The sequence below is a fragment of the Psychrobacter maritimus genome, assembly GCF_904846345.1.
In the GTDB taxonomy this organism is placed as follows: domain Bacteria; phylum Pseudomonadota; class Gammaproteobacteria; order Pseudomonadales; family Moraxellaceae; genus Psychrobacter; species Psychrobacter maritimus.
Map to the genome: position 1 here is coordinate 242,215 of NZ_CAJHAJ010000002.1, position 17,854 is coordinate 260,068.

Annotated in this window: 15 protein-coding genes; 9 read left to right on the plus strand and 6 right to left on the minus strand. The window is 44.6% G+C overall.

The window, feature by feature from the left end; all coding sequences use genetic code 11:
* Positions 1 to 64: 64 nt before the first annotated feature.
* Positions 65 to 1,609 carry a sensor histidine kinase gene (locus tag JMX50_RS03845; protein WP_227670898.1) on the minus strand — a complete coding sequence of 515 codons (1,545 nt, stop codon included), beginning with the start codon at positions 1,607 to 1,609 and terminating at the stop codon, positions 65 to 67.
* Positions 1,610 to 1,623: 14 nt separating this feature from the next.
* A complete protein-coding gene (locus JMX50_RS03850; RefSeq protein ID WP_201628504.1) occupies positions 1,624 to 2,325 on the minus strand; it encodes a response regulator transcription factor in 702 nt (233 codons plus the stop codon).
* 300 nt (positions 2,326 to 2,625) lie between these two features.
* On the opposite strand from JMX50_RS03850, the gene JMX50_RS03855 reads away from it, so the two are divergent.
* From JMX50_RS03855 to cysE, 8 genes are all read left to right on the plus strand, one after another.
* On the plus strand, positions 2,626 to 3,177 hold the full coding sequence (locus tag JMX50_RS03855; protein ID WP_201628505.1) for a Spy/CpxP family protein refolding chaperone: 552 nt from the start codon (positions 2,626 to 2,628) through the stop codon (positions 3,175 to 3,177).
* A gap of 265 nt (positions 3,178 to 3,442) precedes the next feature.
* On the plus strand, positions 3,443 to 5,416 hold the full coding sequence (gene ggt / locus JMX50_RS03860) for a gamma-glutamyltransferase (protein ID WP_201628506.1): 1,974 nt from the start codon (positions 3,443 to 3,445) through the stop codon (positions 5,414 to 5,416).
* Positions 5,417 to 5,662: 246 nt separating this feature from the next.
* The gene (locus JMX50_RS03865; protein WP_201628507.1) at positions 5,663 to 6,910 is read left to right on the plus strand and encodes an NAD(P)/FAD-dependent oxidoreductase; all 1,248 of its coding nucleotides are present in this window, start codon (positions 5,663 to 5,665) and stop codon (positions 6,908 to 6,910) included.
* Between the two features lie 321 nt (positions 6,911 to 7,231).
* The gene (gene dnaE / locus JMX50_RS03870) at positions 7,232 to 10,951 is read left to right on the plus strand and encodes a DNA polymerase III subunit alpha (protein WP_201628508.1); all 3,720 of its coding nucleotides are present in this window, start codon (positions 7,232 to 7,234) and stop codon (positions 10,949 to 10,951) included.
* A 55-nt stretch (positions 10,952 to 11,006) separates the two neighbouring features.
* On the plus strand, positions 11,007 to 11,384 hold the full coding sequence (locus JMX50_RS03875; protein ID WP_201618576.1) for an Hpt domain-containing protein: 378 nt from the start codon (positions 11,007 to 11,009) through the stop codon (positions 11,382 to 11,384).
* On the plus strand, positions 11,384 to 12,289 hold the full coding sequence (locus JMX50_RS03880) for an RNA methyltransferase (RefSeq protein ID WP_201628509.1): 906 nt from the start codon (positions 11,384 to 11,386) through the stop codon (positions 12,287 to 12,289). The genes JMX50_RS03875 and JMX50_RS03880 overlap by 1 nt, the downstream gene beginning before the upstream one ends.
* Before the next feature lie 166 nt (positions 12,290 to 12,455).
* A complete protein-coding gene (locus JMX50_RS03885; RefSeq protein WP_201628510.1) occupies positions 12,456 to 12,899 on the plus strand; it encodes a YtoQ family protein in 444 nt (147 codons plus the stop codon).
* Between the two features lie 161 nt (positions 12,900 to 13,060).
* Complete coding sequence (gene cysE / locus JMX50_RS03890) at positions 13,061 to 13,972, plus strand: serine O-acetyltransferase (protein WP_201628511.1); 912 nt, start codon at positions 13,061 to 13,063, stop codon at positions 13,970 to 13,972.
* A gap of 124 nt (positions 13,973 to 14,096) precedes the next feature.
* Here cysE and JMX50_RS03895 read toward each other — a convergent pair whose 3' ends face one another.
* Entirely contained in the window at positions 14,097 to 14,639 is a 543-nt protein-coding gene (locus tag JMX50_RS03895; protein ID WP_201628512.1) for a DUF924 family protein, read from the minus strand.
* Positions 14,640 to 14,801: 162 nt separating this feature from the next.
* Between JMX50_RS03895 and JMX50_RS03900 the strand changes: the two genes are divergently transcribed.
* Positions 14,802 to 15,536 (plus strand): glucose 1-dehydrogenase, encoded by a 735-nt coding sequence (locus tag JMX50_RS03900; RefSeq protein ID WP_201628513.1) that lies wholly within the window; start codon positions 14,802 to 14,804, stop codon positions 15,534 to 15,536.
* 104 nt (positions 15,537 to 15,640) lie between these two features.
* On the opposite strand, the gene JMX50_RS03905 is transcribed toward JMX50_RS03900, so the two are convergent.
* From JMX50_RS03905 to rarD, 3 genes are all read right to left on the minus strand, one after another.
* Positions 15,641 to 16,216, minus strand: a complete 576-nt coding sequence (locus JMX50_RS03905) for a 2-amino-4-hydroxy-6-hydroxymethyldihydropteridine diphosphokinase (RefSeq protein WP_227670899.1) — start codon at positions 16,214 to 16,216, stop codon at positions 15,641 to 15,643.
* On the minus strand, positions 16,164 to 16,574 hold the full coding sequence (folB, locus tag JMX50_RS03910; RefSeq protein WP_201628514.1) for a dihydroneopterin aldolase: 411 nt from the start codon (positions 16,572 to 16,574) through the stop codon (positions 16,164 to 16,166). Before folB ends, JMX50_RS03905 begins: the two co-directional genes overlap by 53 nt.
* 80 nt (positions 16,575 to 16,654) lie before the next feature.
* Positions 16,655 to 17,617: an EamA family transporter RarD gene (rarD, locus tag JMX50_RS03915; RefSeq protein ID WP_201563399.1), complete on the minus strand. Its 963-nt coding sequence runs from the start codon at positions 17,615 to 17,617 to the stop codon at positions 16,655 to 16,657.
* Positions 17,618 to 17,854: the final 237 nt, after the last annotated feature.

The following is a 17,854-nucleotide window of genomic DNA, read 5'->3' on the forward strand; positions in this document are numbered from 1 at the left end:
GCTTATCCCTTATATTCGTAAAAGTGAATATAAGTTAAGTAAATACGTTATTATTTAGGTTTTTTTATTTCGCAGGCAGCGTTATTTTTATTACTAACCCCATTTTGCCGTCTTGACGATTATAAGCCGTGATTTGACCTTTATGGGCGATGACGACCGCATGAACGATGGCCAAGCCCAATCCGTAGCCGCCCGTTTCCCTGTGGCGCGCACTATCAAGGCGTACAAAAGGCTGAAAAATACGCTCTACATCTTTTTCCGCTACCCCGCCACCCTCATCTGTGATGCTAATTTGAATAGCATCTCTTTTATTATCTAACGGTGTTTTTGTGACTTCAGCCGTGACAGTTGAACCTGCAGGAGTGTGCATAAAAGCATTACGAATGATGTTTTCAAGGGCGCTATGCAACTGTTCTTGATTGCCAAGCACAGTCAAAGACGCATCAGATGATGACGATGATAAAACATCGGGCGGCGTCCATTGCCAGTACACGTTTTTATGCTGAAACTCAAAACAGACGTCTTTACCAATCTCAGTGATGATTTCAACTATGTCTACGGCATCATTTTCCAAATTATCGATGGTATATTGCTGCATTTGCAGAGATTGAATATGAATGATTTGCTCAATCAGCTCATTCATACGTGCCGATTCCTTATCGATACGGTCAAGGTAACGGCTGGCATCGGGCGCAAAGTCACGCGTCAGCTCAGTAGCCACATCAAGGCGCGCCAGTGGCGAACGCAGCTCATGCGAGATATCACTTAACATCTGCTTGCGCGCAAGCTCACTCTCCGCCAATCGGGTTGATAATTGGGCCACATCTTTTGCCAATAAACCTAGCTCATCAGAGCCTAATTCTGATAAATGGGTATTGGATTGATAATCGCCATCAATCATACGGTGCACTGTATGTTGCACCTGACCGATGCGCCGAGTCAGCGTACGACTGAGCCAAAAGCAGACCAAAGTACTAAAGAGGATAATCAGCAGTAAACGCACGGTAACATTACCGCGTTGCAGCGCCAAGACATCAGCAAAACGCAAATGCGGGCGCAATTGTATGATGGCCGTTTGCCCGTCCGGCAAATTTACGGATAAATCTGCCAGTTCGGGGCGATTATTAGGGTCAAAAATCACTTCTCTATTGGGCATCGCTGGATGCAGTATTTCATTAATGAAAGAAGGCTTTTGATAGGCGCTGTCATTTTTATCATTATGCGCTCTACGATTGTCAGACATAGCATGCGATGGCAAGTCAGGCTCTACTTCCTGCCCGTTTGTTTGACGCTCTTCTCTATAACGATAACGCGGAAAAATAATAGCGCCCTGCTCATCATAAATCCTGATTTGACTCATCAATCGACGGTCTTGCCGGTACAGCTGCCTGACTGCCAATAAATCACCAGCTTGTAGCGCCGCAACCACTTCTTGCCGCTTGAGTAAAAGACTGTCAATTTGTACATCCATTCGAGCGCTTAACTCTTTGCCATTGAGCCAGCGTTCTACCATGACAGAGATGATAGAGGTGATAAGCACTGTCAATAACAGACTGAGAAATAGTCGCCAAAATAGCGTAATTCTTGGCTTAAATGTAGAAGTAGGCATCGATGCGTCCGTCATTACAGTACCAACTGATAGCCTTTACCACGAATCGCCTTGATAGACTCATCGTGAAAAGGCTGAAGTTTTTTACGTAGGCGCGACACATGCACATCAAGGCTGCGATCAAACGGCTGCAGTTCACGCTGCAAGACATTTTGTGATAACCATGCTTTACTGACCACCTCGCCTTTTTGCTTGAGGAGCGCCAATAATAAATCAAACTCTGTACCAGTGACTTGTAGCTCAATGCCATCTATTTGACAGATACGCTGATTTTGGTCCAAATGCAGGCGACTCTCTGGCAAAGGGGTATGTTCTGAGGTGGCTGCACCCGATGCGGTAATACGGCTACGTTTAATCACCGCATTAATACGTGCCAGCAGCTCACGTGGGTTACAAGGCTTAGTAATATAGTCATCCGCGCCAAGCTCTAGGCCAATAATGCGATCAATCTCCTCACCTTTTGCCGTCAACATAATGACGGGAATATCGCTAATCGCTGGCAGCTGACGCAGGACACTGAGCCCATCTATCTTTGGCATCATAATATCGAGCACCAATAAATCATAAGGCGCACTATCATGCATGGCTGATTTTAAGCATTCGATGACCGCCTCGCCATCATGAACACAGTCACAGCGAATACCATGATTATGCAAATACTCTTGCAGCAGTTGGGTCAACTCTTCATCATCGTCACCCAATAAAATGTTTGGCATCGTTATCCTCCACTCTTATCTACCTTCTCGCCGCTCAGTCAAATGATTCTAAGCATGCCATAGTATGGCTGATATTATCAGGCAAGCGCCCATCAATGCGCCACAAACGTTACCTTTCTTAATATTTCATAAATGTTCGCAACTTCTAGCTGTCGTATGATAGCGGCTATCAGCAACAAATACTGATGGCAAATAATGATTCATAGTGGCTATCCGGGACACTTGATACTCATTACTTATCAGATAAAAAACCTCTTTTCGTAATAATTAACGTTTGCACCATAATTTAAGGTAATGATAATGAAAAAATTATTGATAGGCTCAGTACTCGCGATATCTAGCGTCTTAACGGTTACGGGCTGTACCAGTGTCAATGCCACCACCGATACGACGTCAGCAACGCCAACAACGACCAACATGCAAAAGCAGCATAAAGCTGGCATGAAAGATGGCATGCATAAAGGTGGCATGAGAGGCCCTATGTCGCAGTTGGATTTGACAGCGACGCAGCAGGCACAAATCAAAGCTATTATGCAAGAAAAATATAGTGGCAACAAAAAAGATCGTAGCAAATATCAAGCAGAACGCGCGCAAATGCAACAACAAATGCAAGCATTGACCAATGCCAAAACTTTAGATGCCGCAGCAGTTAACCGCCTAGCCGATCAACAAGCGGCAAAGACCAAGCAGCGCTTTATTGAACGCGTGCAAACTGAGCATGCTATCTCGCAAGTACTAACGCCTGAACAACGTCAAAAAATGGCGCAATTAAAATCAGAAAGAAAAGCAAAAGGTCATCATGGTTCAAAAAACCGTCAGATGCATGGTAAGCAGCATCAACAAGGCATGTAATTGACCAATACTCTTTAATGAGAAGATGAGTATTTAAAAAAGTAGATTATAAAAAAGCGCATCGGTTAGCCGGTGCGCTTTTTTTTGGCTCTTTTTTTATATTTCAAATTTCCAAAGCTTAACTACCTTATAACGGGCTTCTTTATCTGAAAACAAAAATAGTAAAGCCCTTTCTACTACTGGCAATATTCGTTACTATTTAAGCTTATTGATTCACCTCTCTTTTTAGCTGAATTTTTCTCACCCTCGTAAAAAGGACTTTGCGATGTCAACTTTGTTTTCTCATTCTCATAGCACCCAAACGCTCACCCATAAAAAACTAAAATCTGCTGCGCTGATTATCACTAGCACGCTATTGCTAACGGTCTCTGCTCACGCCGCAGAAACAAAACCTACGACCGCAAAAAATACCGTCAATCCAACCTCGATTAACACCAGTGCGATTAATTTAGCGATTATGGCTGATAATCCGACTGTATTGTCCGAAACTCAGCGCGTTACAAAGTCGAAATCCTCTGCCCTAGCGCCCACTACCGCCACAGGCACAACAGGCACAGCCACCATTAATGGCAAGACAGCCAAAACCGATCAAGCTATCTACTCAGCTGACGCCATTCATCACCCTGTTTGGGCAAAGAACGGCATGGTCGCCACCCAAGAAGCGCTGGCTTCTGATATTGGCTTAAAGATTTTAAAAGATGGCGGTAATGCCGTTGATGCCGCTGTCGCCGTTGGCTTTGCGTTAGCCGTAACGTTGCCGCGTGCGGGCAACATCGGCGGTGGCGGTTTTATGATGGTCTATGATGCCAAGCAAGGCAAAACGGTGGCGCTCGATTATCGCGAAAAAGCGCCCAGTAGCGCCGTGCGTGATATGTATCTTGATCGCGATGGCAATGCCGTTAGTGATTTATCCCGTTATCATGGCTTGGCGGTTGGCGTGCCGGGCACCGTAGCAGGCTTACTCAAAGCATTGGAAGATCATGGCACCATGAGTCGCGGGCAAGTCATGGCACCAGCGATTGCACTGGCTGAAGATGGCATAACCGTCACCGCAGGCTTGTCCGAATCGCTAGAAGCGTTAAGTGACCGTCTACAAAAGTGGCCAAGTACCAAAAAGATATTTTTTAAACCAGACGGCAGTGCCTATCAGCCGGGTGAGCGTTTAAAACAGCCAGAGCTGGCAAAGTCCCTTAAACTGATTGCGGCAAAAGGTGCTGATGGATTTTATAAAGGCGAAACCGCGCGTAAACTGGTCAAAGCAGTCAATGAAGCAGGCGGTAATATGAGCTTGCAAGACTTAGCCAATTACAAGGCGATTGCTCGCGTGCCGGTCAAAGGCGATTATCGTGGTTATGAGATTGTATCCATGCCGCCGCCGTCCTCTGGTGGCATTCATATCGTGCAGATTTTAAATATCTTGGAAGGCTATCCGCTAAAAGACTACGGTCAAAACAGCGCGCAAACCATTCATTTGATGAGCGAGGCCATGCAATTAGCGTATGCCGATCGCGCAGAATATTTAGGAGATGCTGACTTTATTGATGTGCCTGCCAGCGGTTTAACCTCACAGCCTTATGCCGATAAACTACGTACGTTAATCAATCCCAATAAAGCCACGCCAGCGGCAACCATTAAAGCCAATAACCCACTACCATACGAGAGCGACCAAACCACGCACTTCTCTATCGTCGATAAAGACGGCAATGCCGTAGCCAATACTTATACGCTGAATTTCTCTTATGGCACTGGGCTTGTCGCTGAAGGTACGGGCATCCTACTCAATAATGAAATGGACGATTTTTCTGCGAAACCCGGCGTGCCCAATGGTTATGGCTTAATCGGCGGCGATGCCAATGCGGTCGAGGCCAATAAACGCCCGCTGTCTTCGATGAGCCCAACGCTGGTATTTAAAGACAGCAAACCTTATATCGTCACAGGTAGCCCGGGTGGTAGTCGCATTATCACTACCGTCACGCAAGTCATCTCAAACGTCATTGACCACGATATGAATATCGCTGAAGCCACACACGCGCCGCGCATTCATGACCAGTGGCTACCCGATGAGATTCGTATCGAAAAAGCGCTAAATATCGATACGATTAAAAAGCTCGAGTCAATGGGACATAAGGTCAATCCACAAGCAGCCATGGGCTCAACCCAGTCGATTATGATTACCCCAAATGGCGTCTATGGTGCTTCTGACCCGCGTATCGTCGATGCTGCGGTGGTGGGTTATTGATTTAGCTTTGCAATACTATTTGCAATACTATTTGCAATACTAAATGCTATTTGGCAAAAGGGCTAAATGCGTTTGGCGAAACTGAATGAGTACCATCTTTATAAAATAAGTACCATCTTTATAAAATGAGTACCACCTTTATAAATTACTTGAACCATTAGCTGACGGCACTATGCTAGCCATAGCCGCCGTTCGGCGATGTTTCAATAACAGTCATCTCAGTCGAGAGATTCATCGAGAACCTTTATGAGCACCCCAAATTTCGACTTACATATTATTGGCGGCGGTATTATTGGACTGGTAACGGCTGTAACCTTGCAAGCACGAGGGGCAAAGGTCGCCCTACTAGAGGCCAATGAAGTCGGAAAAGGCGCGTCATTTGGTAACGCAGGACATATCGCCCCAGAGCATGTGTTTCCGATTGCTGATGCCAGTATGCTGCGTCATATTCCAGCCATGTTATTGAATCCAACAGGTCCACTGCGCATAGATTGGCGCTATCTGCCACGCTTGACGCCTTGGGCCATTCAGCTGCTGATGAATATGCGCCCTGAGCCATTTGCCCGTATTAATCAAGCGTTATTAAGCTTAAATAATAATTGCCTACCAGCATGGTTAGACTTTGCCCATCAGTGGCAGTTAGATGATTGGATACAAGTGAAAGGCGCGTTATTAACAGTCGAAAAAGTCAGTAGCTTAGACTCTCTAAAGACCCATGGTAAACGCCTTAATGATGTCGGCGTAGCTAATGAGTTATTGACAAAAGAGCGCCTCTTAGAATATGAACCCGCCTTACAAGATAACCAATTAGCGGCGTTATTTTTCCCAAACACAGGCCATATCACCAACTTAACAGCGGTCATCGACCAGCTTAGTAGCACCTTTAGACAATTAGGCGGTCACATTATCGAGCATTGCCGCGTCCTTGAAGCGAATACCAATATCGATGGCATTCATTTAACGACCAACCAAGGTGATATCGTAGCTTCTAAAGTGATGTTAGCAGCAGGCGCGCATTCTAAAACCTTGGCTAAACAGCTAACAGGCGTCACGGTTCCGCTAGATACTGAGCGCGGTTATCATTTAATGTTACCTCATGAAAGCGCACGCTTACAGATGCCCGTAACCAGTCTAGATCGGCGCTTTGTGATGACACCGATGCAAGAAGGGCTGCGCTTGGCGGGCACAGTGGAATATGCGGGACTTGATGCCCCTGCTAATATGCAGCGGGCGCACATACTCTTACAACACGCACAGCCCATGTTAAAAACGCCATTAAATTCGGCTGATAGTGTGCCATGGATGGGCTTTCGACCATCGACATCAGATTCCTTACCAGTTATCGATAATATTGAGCGGGTATTTTTAAATTTTGGCCATCAGCACTTAGGGTTGACACAAGCGGTTGTTAGCGCACAAATAATCGCAGCATACTATTTTGATGAAGCGCACGCTATCGACCCAGAACCCTATCAACTTACCCGCTTTATATAGACAGCTTATGAAAAGCTTATCGATTAAGAAAAACCTACCGACATATCTTTAAGCATAATAGTTTTGAGCACAATAGTTTATTGCTAAGCAGACCTATTCTCAATGTCTGTCACCTCGCTGTTAGGCGCTGAATCAGTGGCTGTTATGGGTAAAGAATGCTATTATTATCCGTTAAGATTAGAAGACTTAAACCAAGCGATTAATCGCTTGTCGCCGCATCAATATTGCTAAAGCTTTGTAAATGAGCTTGCAATGTGCCATGTCTTCTAACCTTTTCTCTTAGCACCACACCCTTTTTGATCGCATCCGTAAGAGTCCTCTATGGCATTTGTACACCTTGGCATCCACAGCGAATATTCAATCACCGATTCTATCGTGCGTATAAAGCCGCTTATCAAAGCGGCGGCAGCAGACAATCAAAGCGCGCTGGCGTTGACCGATTTATCCAACCTTTATGCCACGGTGAAGTTTTATCGTGCCTGCTTAGGTGCGGGTATTAAGCCAATCATCGGCAGTGAAATCATTATGGATAATGAAGACACGCGCTTGGTTTTGCTGGCGATGGACAATGAAGGTTATCAAAACATCACCCGCATTGTATCGCTTGGCTTTACCGAAGGTCGCGCCGATGTTGCCAATCATGGTGTGCCCGTCGTTGAGCGTCGCCATGTTTTAGAACACGCGGCTGGTGTTATTGTTTTATTTACTGAAAAATCTGATGTCGGGCAAGCACTGGTCAGCTCCATGCCAGAAAAAGCTGACGAGCTGCTGACCGAATGGCAAGCGCAGTTCGATGATCGCTTGTATTTTGCTATCAAGCGCACCAACCGCTCAGGTGAAGATGCTTTTATTAAAGCGGCTATTCACTCAGGTGCCAAGCATCGCATTCCTATTATTGCCCATAATGATGTGCGCTTTTTAGAGCAAGATGATTTTGATGCCCACGAGGCGCGCGTCTGTATTGCAGGCTCGTATGTACTTGCTGACCCCAATCGTCCACGACTGTATTCAGATGAGCAATATCTTAAAACCCAAGCACAGATGGCACAACTATTTGCCGATATTCCACAGGTAATTGACAATACCTTGCGCTTAGCGACCCGCTGTAATGTGACTTTGACGCTCGGCATTAACGTCCTACCTGAATTCCCCGTACCTGAAGGCGAAACGATTGAATCATTTTTCCGCGCCGAATCAATACGCGGTCTTAATCATCGACTGGACAAGCTATTTCCGATTGAAGCACGTACTGACAACTGGAGCGACTTTCGCCAAAAGTATGATGAGCGCTTAGAATACGAGCTCGAAGTTATCTTATCGATGGGCTTCCCCGGTTACTTCTTAATTGTGATGGACTTTATCCGCTGGGCAAAAGCCAATGGCGTGCCGGTAGGCCCAGGTCGTGGTTCTGGTGCTGGCTCGCTCGTCGCTTATGCGCTAAATATTACTGACCTCGACCCCATTCATTACGACTTACTCTTTGAGCGCTTCTTAAACCCTGAGCGTGTCTCAATGCCCGATTTCGATATTGACTTTTGTATTGAAGGTCGTGACCGCGTCATTGATTATGTGGCGCAAACTTATGGCCGTGAAGCGGTGTCGCAGATTATTACCTTTGGTACCATGGCGGCAAAAGCGGTGGTACGAGATGTGGCGCGGGTACAGAGTAAATCGTACTTCCTTGCCAGCAAATTATCCAAGCTTATCCCAAAAACTCCGGGTATCACGCTCAGTCAGGCACTGGAGCAAGAGCCGCAGCTTAAAGACTTAATCTCCAATCCGGATAATATGGATTATGAAGATGCCATTGAGATTTGGGAGATGGCGATTAAGCTGGAAGGTGTGTGTCGAAACGTCGGTAAACATGCCGGTGGCGTACTCATCGCTCCGCATAAAATCACCGATTTTAGCGCCATCTATTGTGATGACGATGGCCACCGTGTCAGCCAGTTTGATAAAGATGATGTCGAAGCCGTTGGGCTGGTAAAGTTTGACTTTTTGGGTCTGCGTAACTTAACGGTCATTAACGCTGCTGTGGAAAACATCAACCTGCGCCGCGCCAAAGAAGGCAAAGACCCGCTTGTATTAGAAGATTTGCCGTTAGATGATAAAAAAGCCTATAAGCTCCTGCAAGATGCTAAGACCACTGCCGTCTTTCAGCTAGAAAGTATGGGTATGAAAAAGTATCTGGCGAAATTACAACCGACCAATATCGAAGACGTCATCGCCATGTGTGCGCTCTATCGTCCGGGTCCGCTCGATGCAGGCATGGTAGAGATGTATATCGACCGTAAACATGGTCGCGAGGAAGTCATTTATGACCATCCAAACCTTGAGCCGATTTTAGAAAATACCAACGGCGTTATTGTCTATCAAGAACAAGTGATGCAAATCTCGCAGGTTATGGCCGGCTATAGCTTGGGCGGCGCGGATATGCTACGCCGCGCCATGGGTAAAAAGAAACCTGAAGAAATGGCCAAACAGCGCGATATTTTTGTCACAGGTGCTACGGCGCAAGGTATTGATGAAGTTACCTCGGGCGGCGTCTTTGATTTGATGGAGAAATTTGCCGGTTATGGCTTTAACCGCTCGCATTCTGCTGCATATGGTGTCTTAGCTTATCAGACGGCTTATCTAAAACAGTACTACCCTGCCGAATTTATGGCAGCGGTACTGACCTCTGATATGAACAACACTGATAACGTGGTTTTCTTTATCAATGACTGCCGTGAAAACTTTGAGTTGACCGTCGTTAATCCATCGGTAAATCGTAGTGAATGGCATTTCGTCGCCGATACGCCGACCAATATTATTTATGGCTTGGGTGCAATTAAAGGCGTTGGTGAAGGTGCCGTCGAATCTATCGTTGATGCACGCCGCACGGATGGCCCGTTTAAAGACTTATACGACTTTTGCCGCCGCGTTGATATTAAAAAGGTCAATAAACGCACGCTTGAAGCCTTGGTCAGTGCTGGCTGTTTTGATGACTTTGCAGCAACCTTACGTCCAGACTTACCAGCCGATGAAGCGTACGAGATTCGCGGTGCGCTGATGAGTCAGTTGCCAAGCGCCGTACAAGCGGCGGAACAAGACCGTCAAAACCGTGAAATCGGTATGATGGACTTATTTGGTGAAATGGACGGTGTCGTTGCTGCGCCGCCACTCGTTATGACGCCGGAGCTGATTTGGGGTGATAAGCACCGCCTAAAAGCGGAGAAAAACACGTTAGGTCTCTATTTAACCGGACATCCTATCGATGAATACCGTGAGGAGCTCAAACGTTATACCTCAGGCGCCCGTCTTGATAAGCTGACAGATACCGGCTATAACGGCAGCTGCTACTTTGCCGGTTTGATTATTGATATTGCCAATTTTGGTACGCGTAACGTCATTACCTTAGACGATGGCACGTCACGCTTAGAGGTCAGCTGTTATGCCGAGCGCTTTAACCGCGTAAAAGAGCAGTTAAAAATAGATGAAGTGGTCATCATTAAAGGCAGTATTCGTGAGCGTGACGGTCGCCTGTTTGCCCGTCTTGATAATGCCATGAGCATGGTTGATGCGCGCTTGCGTTGGCTGAAAAAAATCAGCATCAAAGTCCATGGCAGTGATATTAACCTGCTGACACGTATGCAGCCGCTGCTAAAATCTGCCCAAGCAGACATCATACCAGCGCCGCGCTTATCTTATAACGATGAGCAGGACGAGCAAGGCAATAATGGTGGCGATAACGGTGCTTATGACCCATCGATGGGTGGCAGCCTATATGATGAAGATGGCAATGATTTATTGGCGCTAGAAAATGATATGCATCAAGATGCGCTACATCAAAATAGCAATGGCTATGCCAATAATGCCCTTAGCAATACCGACGCCTCTATTAATGATAACTGCCTACCGCTTGGGTTGAGCATTTATGAAGAATACGGCATTGCCAATGTAGGACTATCTGAGCATTGGCGCGTCTATCCTAACGATGATAACTTACAGCAATTAAAAAGCATGGTTAGCGAAGACAATTTGCATTTTCATTATAGTTAACCTGATTGTTAGTTAACTTAATTGCTGTAACTTTTACTTTATTGGACACATGATCATGACTGAAAACCCAAATAATAATATGAATGCTCAACTTAATGAAATTATCAATGACGAGCAGTTTGATGACATGCGTGACTTGTTGGAAGAAGACTTTGTTGACTTGATACAAGTGTATTTTACCGACAGTCAGCAGCGCATCGCTGACTTAAGAAGCGCGCAGCAAAAAGATGACAACGCCAATGGCTATGAAATTGCTCATGCGCTAAAAGGCGCTAGTGCCAATTTGGGCGCAACCCAATTGATGCATCTTAGTGGGCAGTTGCAAGAGGCTTGCCGCGAGCGCCTTATCAGCGACAAAGCGGAACTTATTGAAGCGGTTGCAGTAGCGTTGCAACGTGTTGAGCAAGAAATAAACCAAAGACTGGGGTTGTAATGAATCACGATTCTTCCTCAATCTTAGCAGCCGCAACCGTCAATCATACGGTAAGCGACTATTTATCTTGTGTGCAAATCGTCATGGTCAATACCACGTTGCCTGCCAATATAGGCTCAGCAGCTCGTGCTATGCATACCATGGGTTTATCGCGTTTGACTGTCATTGACCCTAAGCTGCCCATTGATGAAACCAGTGTTTCTCATGCCGCCGGTGGTAGCGAGTTGTTATCATCAGCGACTATAGCGCCGACGTTAGAATCGGCGATAGCGGATTGCCAGCTCGTATTTGCAGCCAGCAGTCGTAGCCGTCATTTACCGCGCCCTGTGGTGACGCCAACGCAAGCTGCCAAAATCATGTTTGATTTTATCGATAAGCAAACTGCTCTCGATGTAGCTGATAATAATGAAAGCATTAAATTGAGTGAAAATACTCAATCTACAAATAAGCCAAATATTGCTGTCTTATTTGGGCGTGAAGACCGCGGATTGACCAATGAAGAATTGGCTTACGCTGATTATCATATTCAAATTGATGCCAATCCAGCGTACCCCGTACTTAATGTTGCTTCAGCCGTCCAAGTCATTGCCAGCTTTATCTTTGCTTATACGCAGACCCATGCTCAAATGACTAATAACAGCCTAGATAATGATAAAAATGCAGCGGTTCAGCCAACATTAGACGTTCATCTACGGCAACAATGGGATGAACCCGCCATTAGCCAACAGCAATTACAGCAGCTGACTCAGCGCACGACTGAATTGATGGTTCAGCGTGGACTGGCCGATAGTGAAAACCTAAAGTCTTTACCGTCGCGCCTATCACGACTGGGCTCACGCTTACAGCTTGATCAAAAAGAATATCAGCTATTAAGCGCTTTAATTGCTAAGCTTGCAAAAGATTAAAGCGTCTAATGCGCAATGTTTAGGGCGTTGATCTTTTGGCGTTGCCAACAGTAGATTTACTGTTCTGCAAGTTCTACTGTTTTGTAAGTACTGCTATTTTGTAAGTTCTACTGTTTTGTAAGTGCTATGATTTAATAGTGAATTTAATAATAAAAAGGAGTGAACAATGAATTGGACGGTTTATTTATCTGGAGAAATACACAGCGACTGGCGGCAAAAAATCATGCAAGGCGCGAAAGAGCATGGCCTTGCTATTACCTTTACCTCAGCCGTGACTGACCATGAAGCCAGCGACGCGGCTGGTGATGTGTTGGGTGAAAATGACAATGGATTCTGGCGTGACCATCAGTCATCAAAGGTTAATGCGATTCGTACTAAAAATATGATACAAAAATGTGACATTGCTATTATTCGCTTTGGCAATAAATACAAACAATGGAACGCCGCATTTGACGCCGGCTACTGCGCCGCTTTGGGCAAGCCTTATATCACCTTACATGCTGAAGATATTATTCATCCGCTAAAAGAAGTTGATGCGGCAGCCATGGCATGGGCGCAAACGCCTGAACAGGTTGTCGAGCTACTAAAATATGTGACGAGTGATAATTAATTAGCATATATAGTCACATAGGATTGTTTGTAGACAAATCGCCACAGCTTGGCGTTTTATCTATGCATACTCTGTTTTAATTTATCACTCATCCCTATATTTTGTACTGTTAAACTGCTATAACTAAAAAGATTGTTATCAAAAATACGATAGGACGCCTTATGTCATTGCCAGCCAAATTGTTCAAATCGCTTGCCAGCATCAAAAAAGACCTAAAAGAAGACATCGATGCGGTATTCAACCGTGACCCAGCGGCACGGAATAGTCTGGAAGTCATCCTGACCTATCCTGGCATCCATGCGCTTGTCTTACATCGTGGCGCCCATTATCTTTGGAATCATGAACAAAAACTGGCGGCGCGCGTTATTTCTTATGGCTCACGCATTGTCACGGGTATCGAGATTCATCCTGCTGCCAAAATCGGTAGGCGCTTTTTTATTGACCACGGCGTCGGGGTTGTGATTGGCGAAACGGCAGAGATTGGTAATGATGTCACTCTTTATCATGGCGTTACCCTTGGCGGCGTTTCGTGGAATAATGGCAAACGCCATCCAACGCTAGAAGATGGCGTGACAGTCGGTGCGGGTGCCAAAGTATTAGGGCCATTTACCGTCGGTAAAAACGCTAAAATCGGCTCAAATGCGGTGGTGGTCAAACCTGTGCCAGCAGGTGCGACGATGGTCGGTAGCGCGGCACGTATGATCTCAGACAATCACGATGAAAAAGGCAACCCCATTGCGACCAAAGTCCAAGATGCCAAACAGCAAGAAAAAGTCGCGCAAGCTGGCAGTACTGACAAAGACAAAGTAAAAAACACAGTATCGAATACCAAACGAACCACGACCTTTCAAGCCTACGGTATTGACCCTTTCTCTCAAGACCCTGTCGCAGAAGCCTTTGCAAAAATGCTTGAACATATCCAGCAATCAGAAAACCGCCTAGATCAATTGCAAAGCGCGATGTGCAAAATCGATCCTAATTTTTGCAAAAAGGAATACGACAAGCTGTGCTTAGAGGATTTAGATGTGATTGGCCGGTCTGATATAGATGCAGCCGGCACTGAGCAGAAGTAAGCTGCTAGCTATCTTAGATACTAAATAATTAGATACTAAATAAAAAGAGGCCAAACAGCCTCTTTTTTTATGTTAACCAATTGATAAATAGCGTTTTATCTATTAGCTATTAAACAGATAATATTTATAAGAATGACGAGTCAGGCTGCGTCAAAAACTCTATTTCTTCGCCACTTGAAACCCGTCCTAAAATGTCATTACGATGCGGATAACGACCAAATCGATCGATAATGACTTTATGTTTCATCTCAGCCTCTATGGTTTGCGCATTGGTATATTGCTCAAACAGAGTGACTGCTCGTTGATGAATCAGTTTTGACTCACTGTGCATATACGGCATAAGTACAAACTTACGCGCCTCTACAGTTTCAAGTATTTCTAATGCGCCAGCAGTAACCGCTTCTTGAGCGAGCGCCAATGCCATACTATCTTGAGCAAAGGCCGCTGGCGTATCGCGGTAAATATTTCGCGAAAACTGGTCTAATACAATAATTTCAGCCAACCTACCCTCAATACTACATCGCCATTCATATAACTCTGACGCCGCTGCTTGCTCGAGCAATTCACTGTATCGCTCGATTAATAACTTATCAAAATCTACGTCTTTCTCAAAAAACTGTTGGCTACCGACCTCTTTAAAACAAAAATCCAATATCACTTTATACATCGTTTTCTCAAACTCACTATTTAAAGGTATGATTTACAGGCTAAATTCAAAATTATTGTCTAAAAATATCGCATATTCGCTTATGGTTTCATATCCACTAATGAATATTAAGCCATCATGACTTATACTTTTCATTATCCATAAATAAAAATAGGAAATCTCATGGCTCGTTTACAAGACAAAGTTATCATTATCACAGGCGCGGCTCAAGGGATGGGCGAAACTCATGCGCGTTTATGTATGGAAGAAGGTGCTAAAGTGGTACTGACCGATATTAATTCTGATAAAGGCGAAGCCTTGGCAAAAGAGCTTGGTGATAACACCCTCTTTATCAAACATGATGTCACCAATGAAGATGATTGGGCACAAGTCGTTAAAGCAACCCAAGAAAAATTTGGTCAAATCGATGTCTTAGTCAATAATGCAGGTATCACGACGCACAAATCTATCTTAGATACCTCGGTAGAAGACTACCGCAAGATTCTAGAGATTAACCAAGTGTCGGTCTTTTTAGGCATGAAAGCGGTTATTCCAACGATGAAAGCAGCCAAACAAGGCTCTATCATCAATATCTCATCGATTAATGGCTTAGTTGGCGGCGCTATCGGTTATACCGATTCTAAATTTGCGGTACGCGGTATGACCAAAGCGGCAGCATTAGAGTGCGCCCCTCACGGCATTCGCGTGAACTCCATTCACCCAGGCGTCATTGCCACACCAATGATTATGCAAGGCGATACCAAAGATGCAGTTGAAGCTTTTGCCAAAACCATTCCAATGAGACGTGTGGCGCAGCCCGAAGAAGTCAGCGGTATGGTGCTATTCTTAGCGTCAGATGATTCAAGCTACTCAACAGGTTCAGAATTTATCATTGATGGTGGTTTGACGGCGCAATAATAATTTTTGCGCTGAACCATGTAAATTTGATAAAAGCTGGGCATTTTGCCCAGCTTTTATTTTGAGGCACTTGAAGAAAAACATTATCCTTTAATAAACCCTTCTTAACCTTTTGAATAACCATTTAAAACTAACTCTTCAATCCCTGCTCTTTCATGGGCCTTAAATGGATATCTATCCGCCATTATTATCCATTCTTTGCTTAGGCTATTTTGTTTATCATCTAATTTTATTAGTAAAATATCGATATCCATGGTGACTATTTTCATAGGATTTTTTATTGACTCAGAGGAACGCTGTCTACCGCAATCACTTTCAAATTTTTTAAAGGTCTGCTGCAACTGTTGCAAGGTCATGGCAGATGTAAGGGTTAGATAAACACACTGATTGGTATAATCAGGTTTTGGTAGCTCAGGTGTCGCCGTAAAATCAGGGTTTTGAAACGCCGTTGATAGCTGTATCTCGCCTAAAACGGCTAATTTCTCTCGAATGAGCGATAAGTATTTTTCTGCTTGATAGTTACTACCCAAAGCCAATAGCACCGCCGTCACAGAATGCGTTTGCAGCTGTTCAGGCACACACTTTTTTAAGTCATCAAGATTCAAATTAGCCAGATTTTTATGCATCTTACGCATCATCGCCTTTGCTTGCAGTTGGCTTGTCAGCACCGGCTTTGGCATAACGGGTGATTTGCACCCCAACCGCATCAGCCTGCTGAATAGCGGTCGGCTTGGCAACGCTTAACGTTATTTTATGGCAGGTGTATTTTTCGAGCAGCTTATCAGCAATTTGCCCAGCCAAATGCTCAAGTAACTGTGCTTTAATTGCTTGGCACCATTCGCTGACATCATCACAGACTGCTTTGTAATTGAGCGCATCATGGACATCGTCTGAAACAGCAGCTTTACTGATATCTGTTTCAAGCGCTATATCAATTAGGAGCGGCTGCGTAATAGCGCGCTCCCATGCATAAACACCGATGACTGCTTCTACTGTTAAGCCTTTGACAAATACCACATCAGATTCGGTATGAAACATGCACTCATCCTTATTTATTAATTTTCAACTGAGCTTTTTAATTTAAGTCTTTAGCCCAAAATTTTATTTACTTTGTTTTTTTACTTACTTTGCTGCAACGCTTCTTCGCGCAAGCGCTCGGCTTTTAACGCTTTACTAGGACGATGACGCCACAAGTCAATGCTGAATAATAACAGCCCGAGCCAAATCAAACCAAAGACGGCTAAACGGTTTAGATCAAAAGGCTCTTTATAATAAAACACCGCCAAGAAGAAAATAAAGGTCGGCGTCAGATAATTCATAAAGCTTAAAATACTATAAGCAACCAGTTTAGTCGATCTATTAAATAGTAATAAGGGTATCAGCGTAATCGGACCTGCCAGCATCAATAACCAGATGTTTGGCGTAAACCAAAAGCTCAGCTGGCTACTGACCACATCCGCTTGCCAAAACCACCAAATAAAGATAGGTACCAGCATCGTAGTTTCAACAAACATCGCATCGACCGCGGTCAATGGCGTTTGGCGCTGAATCGTGCCATAAGTACTAAAGCTAAAAGCAAGAATAAGTGATAACCATGGCAAGCTACCGAGCATCACCACTTGAATAACGACAGACAATAGCGCAAACCCAATCGCGACCCATTGCAGGGTACGCAGACGCTCTTTGAATAAAATCATCGATAGCGCCACCCCAACTAATGGCCCGATAAAATATCCTAAGCTCGCCTCAAGGATTTGATCGTGGTTGACCGCCCATACGTAAGTGAGCCAGTTGGTGGCGATAATAATACCTGACAAAAAAGTCAATCCTATCCACTTTGGATTTTGCTTTAAAGTATCTATCCACTGCCAGCGCTTGGTCACGACCACGACGATGAGCAAACAGGCAAACGTCCAAACAATACGATGACCGATGATTTCTGTCGCGTTATAAGCGGCTAATTGTTTAAAATATAACGGAAATGCGCCCCATATACAAAAAGCAATCAGCGCAGTGACGATACCACTTCGTGTGGTTTTAATGGGAACGACTGGTTTTTTGACAACATTTTGAGTAGTCATAAGGCAAGACAACTTAAATTAGAGCAAAGCGCGACCTCACCTAATGTTTATCAATGATGAAAACTTAGCGGTAAGAGCGCAGGGTTACTACATATAGGGTAGAAAGTAAAAAGCAATGCGTTAATACTATTTAAGTATCAACACATTGCTCACGACAACAACGTTAAAAAATAACTTTAAAACGACTTTTACATTAAGGTTTATAAGTAACCTTTTAGATTTTATTGAATCCCGAAA